The sequence below is a fragment of the Martinezella rhizogenes genome (assembly GCF_027460065.1).
Lineage (GTDB): Bacteria > Pseudomonadota > Alphaproteobacteria > Rhizobiales > Rhizobiaceae > Agrobacterium > Agrobacterium rhizogenes_C.
In genome coordinates, this window is record NZ_JAPYZZ010000001.1 from 79,348 (window position 1) to 90,548 (window position 11,201).

Consider the following 11,201-nt stretch of genomic DNA (forward strand, 5'->3'; position numbering starts at 1 on the left):
CGACACTTCAGGGAACAACGAACCAGACGGGATATCACAATCGCGCCAGCCCGATGGACCAAGAGCCAAACGGCGCAGGCGTATGCGCCCAAAGCGAGATGCAATCAAGCCATATTTTTTCGCGACAGCATTGCAGGCGAAGCATCTCTGGAGTTCAAATCCCGAAAACATGCTCGATACTGGCAATTAATCTTCTGTTTTAAAAGGATTATTCAAAGCGCACCGGCGCATGTCCATTTGCGCCGGCGGGAAACCGCACTATTCGAAAACGATCTTCGGTGCGGCTTTTCTCTCGTCCGCACCCATCCGCGCCCAGACCTTTTCCGCGATATCGCGGTAGATCGCGGCCTGCGGGCCATCCGGCTCGGCAACCACGACCGGGGTTCCGGCATCCGACATTTCGCGGATGGAGATGGTGAGCGGCACTTCACCGAGGAACGGCACGCCGATCCTCTCCGCTTCCGCCTTCGCCCCGCCATGGCCGAAAATATCGTAGCGCGCACCCGTATCCGGCGCGATGAAATAGCTCATATTCTCGATGACGCCGAGCAGCGGCACCTCCACCTTGCGGAACATGGTAATACCCTTGCGCGCATCGAGCAGTGCCAGATCCTGCGGCGTGGAGACGATGACCGCGCCGGCAAGCGGCACCTGCTGGGCGATTGTGAGCTGCGCGTCGCCCGTGCCGGGCGGCATGTCGAGCACCAGCACGTCGAGTTCACCCCAGGCCACTTCGCGCAGCATCTGCATCAGAGCGGATTGCACCATCGGCCCGCGCCAGATCATCGCGGCTTCCTCATCCACCAGAAAGCCCATCGACATCACCTTCAGCCCGTAATTCTCCATGGGTAGGATGATGCGGTCTTCCTGCTGCTTCGGACGACCGGAGATTTTTAAGAGTCGCGGCAGCGAGGGGCCGTAAATATCCGCATCGAGCATGCCGACCTTGAGGCCGAGCGCCTGCAAACCAAGCGCAAGATTGACTGCGGTCGTCGATTTGCCGACGCCACCCTTGCCCGAGGCTACGGCGATGATGGCGCGGACACCCGGTACGCCCACTTTAGACGAGCCCGGCTGCGGTGTCGGCCGACCGGGCGCGGCGGCGGGCCGGCCGGTTGCAGCGGCGGGACGCGCGGGTGCCGGCTGCTGCTGGCCGGGCTTGCGATCGGCCGTCAGTGCGACGACCGCGCCGGCAATGCCGTCCACACTTTTGGCCGCCCGTTCGGCCGCAAGCCGTAGTGGTTCCATTTCGGAGGCCTTGTCGGCCGGAACGGTGATGGAGAAATAGGCCTTCGCGTCGGCGATGAAGATTTCCGAGACCATGCCGAGTGCGACGATGTTCTTGCCGCTGCCGGGATAGATCACCGTTTCCAGCGCCTTTTCGACCTGGTTCCTGCTGACCTCTGCCATGTTCTTCCTCCGCTACATCATCCCAGGGTATTGCGTGCCATCCATAGACAAGCCGGAGCGCTTCGCCAATGCCAAAGCGCAGGCGGCAGGCACTCGCGACGATTTAACGCTGCGGTTTCAGATTTCGTCATCCATATCGAGCGTTTCCGGGTCGAAGACACGGCCGTCGAAAAACCGGTCGGGGCCAAGGACGAGGCCCGTGCGCGAGGCACCAACATGCACCGGCTCCTTCAGCGTGCCTTCGAGCTTCAGATTGGCACCCGGCACGGGCACGAAAAGCGGTTTCATGGCCTTGCGGAAAATATCCGGCCGATAGGCATTGCGCGCCGCCTCCACCATCGCCGGTTCCGGCCGTCGCTCGGCGGGAACCTCACCCCAGCGCAACATCTGGCTGAAGAACCACAGGGCCTGGCTCTGCCATGGAAAATTGGCCGCCTTGGCGCTCGTCACGAAGAATTCCTGAAAACGCTGCATGTCCCGTTGCGAGGTGGAAATATAGCCCGTCAGCGCCGGCAGCAGGAATTCGCCGTTTTCATCGATATATTGAGGGGCGGCGAGAATGCCCGCCAGCTCCTCGATGTTGGCGTCGTTCGCACACCATTCGCCGGCACGGTACAGCGCCCGCAGCAGCCCTTCCAGCAGGGTGGCATTTTCCTCCGCCCAGCCTTTCTTCACGGCCAGTATCTTTTCCGGCGCATTATGCCAGATCAGCGCCCCGGTGGTGACGATCCGCCCGGCGCCGCCGAGCACCACGGCGCTGCCGGCCGGTTCGGCGGTACAGAGTGCGTCGACCTTGCCGCTTTCCAGAAGGGCCGGCATTGCCTTCGGCAGGGCCTCGACGATTTCCATGTCCCGGCCGAGCAGCACGCCGCAGCTTCCGAGCAGATAACGCAGGGTATAAAAGGGCGTGGAGACAATATCCTCCACCGCAAAGACCGGCGGATTTTTGCCCGCTGCGCGCCGCGCGGCGCAGACACGAGCCATGGCCCGCCCGAAGGCCGCCGGATCCGGCAGCTTCATCCCTTCGCGGTAAAGCTCGTCGTAAAATCCATGGGAAACCGTCGTTGCCGATCCGCCGAGGGAAAGCGTGAAAACGCCGACAATATCGGCTGGCAGATCATCGAGGCCGACAGAGGAGCCGACCGGAACCGGCGCGGGCAGATGCCCTATGTGAATGTCATCCCCGCCAAGTGCGGCAAGAACGGCGCGTGCCGACTGCTTTCGGAAAAGTTCCAGTTCTATGCCTTCATCGGCAGCAAAACCTTTTTCGGCGGCGGCTATCAACACGGCGCAATCGATAGTCGGAGAAAATCCCGCTTTAACCTTATGCCGTTCCGGCAAACGATTTCTCCTTTCCGGTGATTCGAAAGAAGGATCGCCCAGGAAGCGGTTTATCACAATGATAAAATTACGGTTTCGCTATTTTATCAGGCCGACGCGCAGCGCTTTCGCGACAGCCTGGGTGCGGTTGACCGTGTCGAGTTTTTTGGTCGCGCGATTCAGGTAGTGATTGATGGTATGTTCCGACAACATCATGATCTCGGCGATTTCGGCACTCGTCTTGCCGGCGGCGGTCCAGTTCAGACAGTCGATCTCCCGCTCACTCAAGGTTTCGGGAACCCTGAGGTCCAGGCGGCGGATTTCAGATAGCCGGGCAAAGACATGGCTGGAAATGTACAAAAGTTCGGCAAGCCGGTTGGCAGGCAGAACCGTTTTATTGCCGGAAAAGGATATGGCGCCCCGCCTCATGGTGACGTCATGAACGGGAAACCAGACTGAATTGATCATCTCGAAGCGCTCAAACAGACCGATCACCGTTTTTTTGGCGATATGCGCCTCGCCGTCGACCAGAAAATCCATGGAAACGGAAAAGGGTATGGTCGATTTTTTCAGCTGCGCCATCACCCTGCTGTTTTGCAGCATGCCCTCTTCATCATAACGCTGCAAAAGCTCGGCCGGCCAGCTGGTGATAACAGTATATTGCGACAACTCGCTCGCCAGTTCCGACGACAGGTCAAGCACCATGAAGGCGCGGAACTCCCAGGCCTCCGTCAGCCGTTTCAGGAAGCGGAATATATCGAACTGCGTGTTGAGACCGGCGATCTCGCGAACGCAATCCACACCAATCGACTGAACGGCGGCCGTTTCTGTTTTCTGCATCAAAGCTGTTCTTCGAGAATGAGAAAATGCCGCCGCAAAGGCCCAGCCCCTGCCCGGAAATTGTGGGGGATGTTACTCAGCAAATCGATTCCTGCAAACAAAAGTTGAAAGTTTAATTCCGAATAGTCGAAAATAATGTCTAACGCACATGTATGGGTGTCCTGCCAGCCGGTTTGGCGGGGAAAATCCGACAGGTGCGCGCCGTTTTCTCTCAATCATCCGCAACCGGGGATAATCTGCAGGCGAGTTCCGCAGAGATTTTATCCGCCGTTTCGCGCACCAGAGGCCCCCAGTTGCGCAGCTGCTCCGCATCCACCCGGTAGGCGGGGCCGGTGACCGAGATCGCCGCCAGAAAATTGCGGCCCGGCGCCCGGACCGGCGCGGCGACGCAATGAATTCCGATCTCGTGTTCCTGTAGGTCAAAACCATAACCATTGTCGCTGATGGCGGCGATATCGGCCATGAGGGCTTCCGGCGTTATCAGCGTCGCCTCCGTGAAACGGTGAAACTCCATTCCTGCAGCCAGTTCCGCCAGCTCATCGGCGGGCAGCAGCGACAGTGCCGCCTTGCCCACCCCCGTGCAATAGGCCGGCGAGGTTTTGCCGACCTGCGAATGCATGCGCAATGTATGGCGGCCTTCCATCTTGTCGAGGTAGGTGACCTGCCCGCCGTTCAGAACGGCGAGATGCACGGATTCCTGCGTCGCTTCCTGCAACGCCGAAAGATGGGGGGCCGCGACGCTGCGCAGATCATTGCCGCTCCAGGCTTTCGCCGCCAGTTGCAGGAGCCTCAGCCCAACCGCATAGGTCTGATCCGCCGTATGATCCACCAGGCCTTCGGCAACGAGATGGGCGAGCTGGCGGTGAACCGTGCCGCGCGGCTGGCCACAGGCCTCGACGACATCGGTAAAACGCATCGGCTTTTCAGCAAAGGCGATCAGTTCCAGCAGCGAGACGACCTTGCCGAGCGTACCTGTGGTATTTTCGGTTTTCTGTTGCGAGACCGGAACCGCATCGTGCTTTCCGCCATTGGCTTTTTTATCGTTGGGCATCGCACATCCACCGTCATCTGCCTTGACATAAGCGTAACGCCAAGAGAATAATTCCATTTAGTAAAATCTAGTTCCAAATAATGGAACAATCAAGCTTTCCGTGGACGAGATAAAGCCGATGATGCAAGCCCAATTTCCAGACCTCAAGGATGCGGGCGTGCTCGTCACGGGCGGCGGTTCGGGCATCGGGGCATCGCTGGTCGAAGCCTTCGCGATGCAGGGGGCGAGGGTTTCGTTCATCGACATCGCCGAAGAGCCGAGCGTAGCGCTTGTGGAACGGCTTGCGGCGACGGTGCCTCACCCGGTCCATTATTTCAGGGCCGATCTCAGGGATATCCAAGCCATCAAGCGCACGGTGGATATGGCTGCCTCCGCCACCGGCGGTATCAAGGTGCTGGTCAACAATGCCGCATGGGATGATCGTCACGACGTAGACAGCGTCACCGAAGCCTATTGGGACGCCAATCAGGCAGTCAATCTCAAGCAGATGTTCTTCACGGTTCAGGCGGCCCTTCCCCATCTGCGACAGGCGAAGAACGCGTCGATCGTCAATTTTTCGTCGATCTCGTTTCTGCTGAACATGGGCGAGTTGCCTTCCTATGCAGCGGCAAAAGCCGGCATTATCGGCCTCACAAAGAGCCTTGCCGGCAGGCTGGGGCCGGAGAATATCCGCGTCAATACGCTCCTGCCGGGCATGATCGTGACGGAGCGGCAGAAGGAACTTTGGCTGACGGATGAGGGCATCACGGCCACCACGGCGCGGCAGTGCCTGAAGCGGACGCTCGTCGCTGCCGATCTTTCCGGGCCGTGCCTGTTTCTCGCATCATCGGCATCGAGCGCCATCACGGCGCAATCCATTATCGTAGACGGAGGCCTTTTATAATGTCCGAACCCGCTTTTATCGCCGTTGACTGGGGCACGACCAGTTTCCGGCTCTGGCTTCTCAGCCGATCGGGCGCGGTGCTTGCCGAACGGCGCAGCGCGGAAGGCATGACGACCGCCATGCGGACAGGTTTTGCCGACGTGTTGCAAGCGCATCTCGACGCCATCGGCGCGCCGTCAGATTTGCCGGTTCTCGTCTGCGGCATGGCGGGTGCGCGGCAGGGCTGGGTCGAGGCGGGTTATATCGATGTGCCGGCCCCGCTTTCAGCAGTTCTGAAAGGTGCCGTTCGGGTGCCGGGTCAGGCACGGGACGTGCGCATCCTGCCGGGTCTCGCGCAGCGGGACAAAGAAGCGCCCGACGTGATGCGTGGTGAAGAAACGCAATTGCTCGGTGCTCTTTCTTCAGGAGATAGTGGAGAAAAACTCGTCTGCATGCCCGGCACCCATTCCAAATGGGTGACAGTCAAGGATGGCGGCGTGACCCACTTCGCCACCTTCATGACCGGCGAACTCTTCGAAGCCATCTCCAAACAGACAATTCTTTCGCACGCGGTGGCAGAGGCCGAAGCCTTCACCGGCGCGCATGAGGCTTTCACGGCGGCCGTTCGTAATATCTACGCCCATCCCGAGCTTGCCACCAATCGCCTGTTCACCCTGCGATCCGGCCAATTGCTGCACGGGTTGACCGCGACCGATGCCAAGGCAAGGCTTTCCGGCATCATGATCGGGCTGGAAATCGCTGGCGCTCATTCGCAGGCAAAGCGCGAGACGCCGGTGGTGCTGATCGGCTCCGGCGCACTCGGCGCGCTTTATCAAGGTGCCTTCACCGCCCTTGATATCCACTATACGGTCATTGATGCAGACGAAGCCGTGCGGCGCGGATTGCTGGCCGCTGCAAATGCCATCTGGCCATAAGAAGAAAGATCGACCATGCGTATTCCCTTCCCTTCCATCAAATATCCGCTGATCGCCATTCTGCGCGGCCTGAAACCCGAGGAAACCGAAGGCGTCGTCGGCGCGCTGATCGAGACCGGCTTTCGCGCCATCGAAATTCCGCTCAACTCGCCCGATCCGTTCCGCTCGATCGAGATCGCCGCTAGGATGGCGCCGGCCGATTGCCTGATCGGCGCCGGCACCGTGCTCAGCGTGGAAGACGTGGCATCGCTGGATGCGGCGGGCGGAAAGCTGATGGTGAGCCCGAATGCCGATGCCGAGGTCATTACTGCCGCGCGGGAAAAAGGCATGGTAACGATGCCGGGTGTTCTCACCCCCACCGAAGCGCTGGTGGCCGCAAAGGCCGGAGCAACCGGGCTGAAGTTCTTTCCCGCCAGCATCATCGGCCCGGCCGGCATCAATGCCATCAGGACGATCCTGCCGAAAGACCTGATCATCGCCGCAGTCGGCGGTGTCTCGGACAAGAATTTTTCCGACTATACCTCGGCCGGCATTCTGGCTTTCGGTCTTGGGACCAGCCTTTACAAGCCCGGCATGACAGCGGCGGAGGTGCGTGAACGCGCCATCGTCACACTTACGGCCTATGATGCAGCCATCGGAGGATAAGAGCTTGGCAACCGTTTTTCCCTTTGCAGGACGTGTTCTGGACGAAACGCCAATGCTGCTTGGCGAAGGCCCAACCTTCGACCCGGTCAGCGGCACCGCCTGGTGGTTCAATATTCTCGAGCGCGAGTTGCATGAGCTGCATCTTGCCTCCGGCCGTAAGACCGTGCACGCCCTGCCCTTCATGGGCAGCGCACTCGCCAAGATCAGCGACAGCAAGCAGCTGATCGCCTCCGATGATGGGCTTTTCCTGCGCGACACCGCCACCGGCGTGCTGACATTGCATGCGGAGCTGGAAAGCGACCTGCCCGGCAACCGCTCCAATGACGGGCGCATGCACCCATCCGGCGCGCTGTGGATCGGCACCATGGGCCGCAAGGCAGAGACCGGCGCCGGCAGCATCTATCATATTGCCAAGGGCACGGTGACGAAGCTTTTCGCGGATATCAGCATTCCGAATTCGATCTGCTTCTCCCCCGACGGCGCAACGGGATATTATGTCGATACCAAGGTGAACAGGCTGATGCGGGTGCCGCTTGATGCTGAGACCGGCGTTCCGACCGGCAAGGCTGACGTCTTCATCGATTCCACCGGCATCAAGGGCGGCGTGGACGGATCGGTCTGCGATGCCGAAGGGCATATCTGGAACGCCCGTTGGGGTGAAGGTGCGGTCGATCGTTACGATACGGATGGCAATCACATCGCCCGATACGAGGTGCCCGGCAAACAGACAACCTGCCCGGCCTTCATCGGCCCCGACGCTTCGCGCCTGCTTGTCACCTCCGCCCGCGAACATCTCGATGACGACGCCATTGCCGCAAATCCGCAGCATGGTCTGACGTTCGAACTCGGTATCGAGGTCAAAGGCCGGTTCGAGCCGCTTTACAGGCTCTGAGGCGCGGAAGGCTCCCCTGGACATTCGCGGCCGGTCCGCGAATGTCACTGAACCCGGAATGTCTCAGGAAATATCCGACAATATCTCGCGATAATTCTCGTGCAGGTAACGCTGGGTCGCGGCGGCGTCGGCGGGGCGGCCGTAGAAATAGCCCTGCCCCATGGCACAACCAAGCGCGCGCAGCTTTTCCTCCTCCACCCGCTCCTCGATCCCCTCGGCCACGACCTCGAGATCAAGTCCCTCGCACATGGCGACGATGGCCTTGATGATGTGTTCGGAGGGGCGGTCGCTGCTGATGCGGGAGACGAAGGCGCGGTCGATCTTCACCTTGTCGAAGGTGAAATCGCGCAGGCGGCCAAGGCTCGACTGGCCGGTGCCGAAATCGTCGAGCGAGATGCGGACGCCTGCACTCTGCAATTCGCTGATGATGCGCTGCGCGGTATCGGCGGATGTCATGACCGCCGTTTCGGTGATCTCCAGCTCCAGCCGATGCGGATCAAGCCCGACACGCGAGAGAATGGAGAGAATATTGTCCGATGTGCTCGGGTCCATCAATTGCGCGGAAGACAGGTTGAAGGACAGGAAAAGCTCACGTGGCCAAAACAGGGCCGCTTCCGCCGCTTTGCGCAGCAGGGCTTCCGACAGCGCATCGATGAAACCGCGCTCTTCGGCAAGCGGCACGAAGACCGCCGGCGACACGAAACCGAGATCGGGATCGTTCCAGCGGGCGAGCGCCTCGAAACCGATGACCTTCGCCTCCTCCAGCCGGACGATCGGCTGGAAATGCACGTCGATCGCATCGGTGATGATGGCGTTTCTAAGCGCCTGTTCCAGCTGCGTGGCGCGCTTCATCTCCTGCGCGATTTCCCGCGAATAGACGGTGATCTGGCCCCGGCCGCGTCGCTTCGAGCGGTAGAGCGCGGTCTCGGCGCTTTTCAGCAGATCCTCGTATTCATCGCCCGCGAAGGGATAAATGGCAAAACCGAAAGAGGAGGACAGGCGGACGTTGCGATCGCCGAGATCGTAAGGGGCCGACAGCACGTCCTTGATCATGTTGCCAATGCGCTCCGCGCCGGTGCGCTCGAAAACCAGCGGCAGCACGAAGGCGAATTCGTCACCGTCATGGCGCGTCACGATGGCGCCATCGGGAATGCAGGCCTTCAGCCGGTGCGCCACCTGGCACAGGATTTCGTCGCCCGCCTGGACGCCGAAAAGATCGTTGATGGGTTTGAAACCGTCGATATTGGCAATGCCGACCGTAAAGGGCGCCGGATCGCTGGATCGTTCACTGGCAAGCATGCGAATCTTGTCTCGCAGACGGTAGCGGTTGCCGAGCCCCGTCAGCGGATCACTGTAGGCCATCGCCTGCAGCTCGTTCTGGCTGACCTGCAACGATTGCGGCTCTGCCCGTTTCATTCCTGCATCTCGTGAATCCTGTGTCGACCGCGCTCACAATGCAGGGCAAGTATTAAAAAAGCCATAGCCTCCCGGCAATGGAAATTTCAGGCCTGCAGCCGCAGGACATCCTTGCCGATAAGCCGCAGGAAAACCGCCTCGACCATGTCAGGACTTACGGGTTTCAGCAGCATGTCGTCCATGCCGTGCGCCAGGCATTTGTCGAGATCGCCCTCGAAGGCATGGGTGATGACACCGACGATGGGAATATGTTTGTCGCCGGCCAGATCGCGCATGCGTTGCGCAACCTCGAAACCGTCGATATCACCGAGCGTGGTATCAAGAAGGACGACGGATGGCGACTGTTCGACAAAAAGGCGCAAGGCCTCCTCGCCCGAGGTGGCAAGCCGCCAGGAAAGTCCCAGCCCCTCGAGGATTTGCGAAAAGACGATCTGGTTGACCCTGTTGTCCTCAACGAGAAGAATGTCGCAGACGCTGCCGGTTCTGAGCATTTCCGGCAGGTCGTCGGTCATGATCTCCCAGTCCTCGTCCTCGGCTTTCTCCTTCGGTGATGATTTCAGCCCGACAGCGAGATAATGCATGAGCGATGCATCGATCTCATCTTCCTCGATGGTGACGACAGGCAGGTCATGCGCAGCGGCAATATCGAGGCATGCGACGCTCATCTGGGCGTCGACAACAACAACATCGATGCTCACGCCGGCGGAGGCAGCGACATCGATGAAGGCGCGCTGTTCGTCCTCGCTCGTCACCGCCGCATGGTCCATGCCGCCGGCAGTCAGCCGCCGGCCTGCGGCCTCCGCAAAGCGTGTGTTTTCGGAGACGATCAGCACCGCCTTGCTCTTCAAAAGCCCGCTGCGGCTGTCCGTTTCCTCGTCCTTGCCATAGGTGGAGGCAACGAAGGGAACATGTTCCAGCGAAGGGATGACAGGCATGCCGTTCGCATCGATGGTGGCGAGAGCGGTCACGTCCTCCATCGTTGTTACCAGAAAATAGCGGCCGGGCCTGCCCACACGCTGCTTGCGGGTGATCGTTAGTACCTCTTCGCCGTTGAGGCGTCTCACCCTTTCCGGAATGATGCTCGGCGTGCCGCTATCCAGCACCACGCGGTCCGCGGCATCGATCCGGCGGGCGACCTTGCGCGAATGCAGATCAAAAACGGTGCGGCCGAGAATGCTTTCGGCGCTGGTTTCAACCATGGTGCAGGCGGCTTTGTTGACGGCCGCATAAGCGAGGTTTCGATCCTTGACGAGGACCGGAAACGGCAGATTGTCGAGAATGTCCTCGATGAGCTGCACACGCTCCAGGTCGAGGCGCCACTGCTCTTCCCGTTTCTTCTGTTCGGAAATATCGGCAACCACGCTAATGCCGAGACCGGACGGCAGCCGGTTCATGACAAAGCGCAGGAAGCGCTCTCCCTTCAGCCGCTCGGTCTTTTCCGACCGTTCCTTCCAGTGCAGCGCCAGCCGCTCGCCGATCCATTCTTCCCGCCCGAGCTGGCGGGCATTGGTGGAGAGACTTTCCGTCTCCAGCAGATAACAATCGTAAAGCGCGCTCAGATAGTCGCGCAGGCGCGCGCCCGGACTGGCGACGGCCTCTTCCAGCGGAAAAAAGCTCAGGAGTTTCCGGCTTGCGAAAATAATGTGATCGTTCCGGTCGTAAACGACGATCGCCGCGCCAAGCGCGTCGCAAAGGGCATCAAGCATCACCGTATGAACGCCCGCGCCAGAGGACGCCAAATCACTCAACTGCAAACTCCCACCTGTTTTTCTGGATCAGGCTTATGTTTCTATTGGAATCGTCCAGGGCAAATGCCGGGATGAAACGACA

Annotated in this window: 10 protein-coding genes; 4 read left to right on the forward strand and 6 right to left on the reverse strand. The window is 60.1% G+C overall.

Going from position 1 to position 11,201, the window contains the following annotated elements; all coding sequences use genetic code 11:
- Nucleotides 1-258 precede the first annotated feature (258 nt).
- The 4 genes from O8B93_RS00420 to O8B93_RS00435 all read right to left on the reverse strand — a co-directional run bounded on the left by O8B93_RS00420 (nt 259) and on the right by O8B93_RS00435 (nt 4,621).
- The gene (locus tag O8B93_RS00420; RefSeq protein WP_269707880.1) at nt 259-1,410 is read right to left on the reverse strand and encodes an Mrp/NBP35 family ATP-binding protein; all 1,152 of its coding nucleotides are present in this window, start codon (nt 1,408-1,410) and stop codon (nt 259-261) included.
- Nucleotides 1,411-1,527: 117 nt separating this feature from the next.
- The gene (locus tag O8B93_RS00425; protein WP_309568484.1) at nt 1,528-2,751 is read right to left on the reverse strand and encodes a CmpA/NrtA family ABC transporter substrate-binding protein; all 1,224 of its coding nucleotides are present in this window, start codon (nt 2,749-2,751) and stop codon (nt 1,528-1,530) included.
- 78 nt (nt 2,752-2,829) lie between these two features.
- On the reverse strand, nt 2,830-3,570 hold the full coding sequence (locus tag O8B93_RS00430) for a helix-turn-helix transcriptional regulator (RefSeq protein ID WP_269707882.1): 741 nt from the start codon (nt 3,568-3,570) through the stop codon (nt 2,830-2,832).
- Between the two features lie 211 nt (nt 3,571-3,781).
- Nucleotides 3,782-4,621 carry an IclR family transcriptional regulator gene (locus O8B93_RS00435; RefSeq protein ID WP_269707883.1) on the reverse strand — a complete coding sequence of 280 codons (840 nt, stop codon included), beginning with the start codon at nt 4,619-4,621 and terminating at the stop codon, nt 3,782-3,784.
- A 118-nt stretch (nt 4,622-4,739) separates the two neighbouring features.
- Here O8B93_RS00435 and O8B93_RS00440 point away from each other — a divergent pair, with 118 nt between their 5' ends.
- The 4 genes from O8B93_RS00440 to O8B93_RS00455 are packed head-to-tail and all read left to right on the forward strand — an operon-like array spanning nt 4,740 to nt 7,955.
- Nucleotides 4,740-5,504, forward strand: a complete 765-nt coding sequence (locus tag O8B93_RS00440) for an SDR family NAD(P)-dependent oxidoreductase (protein ID WP_269707884.1) — start codon at nt 4,740-4,742, stop codon at nt 5,502-5,504.
- Nucleotides 5,504-6,418 carry a 2-dehydro-3-deoxygalactonokinase gene (locus O8B93_RS00445; protein ID WP_269707885.1) on the forward strand — a complete coding sequence of 305 codons (915 nt, stop codon included), beginning with the start codon at nt 5,504-5,506 and terminating at the stop codon, nt 6,416-6,418. Before O8B93_RS00440 ends, O8B93_RS00445 begins: the two co-directional genes overlap by 1 nt.
- Nucleotides 6,419-6,433: 15 nt before the next feature.
- Nucleotides 6,434-7,063, forward strand: a complete 630-nt coding sequence (locus O8B93_RS00450) for a 2-dehydro-3-deoxy-6-phosphogalactonate aldolase (protein WP_269707886.1) — start codon at nt 6,434-6,436, stop codon at nt 7,061-7,063.
- A gap of 4 nt (nt 7,064-7,067) precedes the next feature.
- Nucleotides 7,068-7,955, forward strand: coding sequence for an SMP-30/gluconolactonase/LRE family protein (locus tag O8B93_RS00455; RefSeq protein WP_269707888.1), 888 nt, complete (start codon nt 7,068-7,070; stop codon nt 7,953-7,955).
- A 63-nt stretch (nt 7,956-8,018) separates the two neighbouring features.
- On the opposite strand, the gene O8B93_RS00460 is transcribed toward O8B93_RS00455, so the two are convergent.
- Together O8B93_RS00460 and O8B93_RS00465 are read right to left on the reverse strand one after the other, a co-directional pair.
- The gene (locus O8B93_RS00460) at nt 8,019-9,371 is read right to left on the reverse strand and encodes a putative bifunctional diguanylate cyclase/phosphodiesterase (protein WP_080825850.1); all 1,353 of its coding nucleotides are present in this window, start codon (nt 9,369-9,371) and stop codon (nt 8,019-8,021) included.
- A gap of 86 nt (nt 9,372-9,457) precedes the next feature.
- Entirely contained in the window at nt 9,458-11,077 is a 1,620-nt protein-coding gene (locus O8B93_RS00465; RefSeq protein WP_309568491.1) for a response regulator, read from the reverse strand.
- Between the last annotated feature and the right edge of the window lie 124 nt (nt 11,078-11,201).

Excerpts from the sequence above, each read along its gene's own strand:
- O8B93_RS00420 (WP_269707880.1), bottom strand. The coding sequence starts at position 1,410 with ATGGCAGAGGTCAGCAGGAACCAGGTCGAAAAGGCGCTGGAAACGGTG.
- O8B93_RS00430 (WP_269707882.1), bottom strand. The coding sequence starts at position 3,570 with ATGCAGAAAACAGAAACGGCCGCCGTTCAGTCGATTGGTGTGGATTGC.
- O8B93_RS00435 (WP_269707883.1), bottom strand. The coding sequence starts at position 4,621 with ATGCCCAACGATAAAAAAGCCAATGGCGGAAAGCACGATGCGGTTCCG.
- O8B93_RS00440 (WP_269707884.1), top strand. The coding sequence starts at position 4,740 with ATGATGCAAGCCCAATTTCCAGACCTCAAGGATGCGGGCGTGCTCGTC.
- O8B93_RS00445 (WP_269707885.1), top strand. The coding sequence starts at position 5,504 with ATGTCCGAACCCGCTTTTATCGCCGTTGACTGGGGCACGACCAGTTTC.
- O8B93_RS00450 (WP_269707886.1), top strand. The coding sequence starts at position 6,434 with ATGCGTATTCCCTTCCCTTCCATCAAATATCCGCTGATCGCCATTCTG.
- O8B93_RS00460 (WP_080825850.1), bottom strand. The coding sequence starts at position 9,371 with ATGAAACGGGCAGAGCCGCAATCGTTGCAGGTCAGCCAGAACGAGCTG.
- O8B93_RS00465 (WP_309568491.1), bottom strand. The coding sequence starts at position 11,077 with ATGCTTGATGCCCTTTGCGACGCGCTTGGCGCGGCGATCGTCGTTTAC.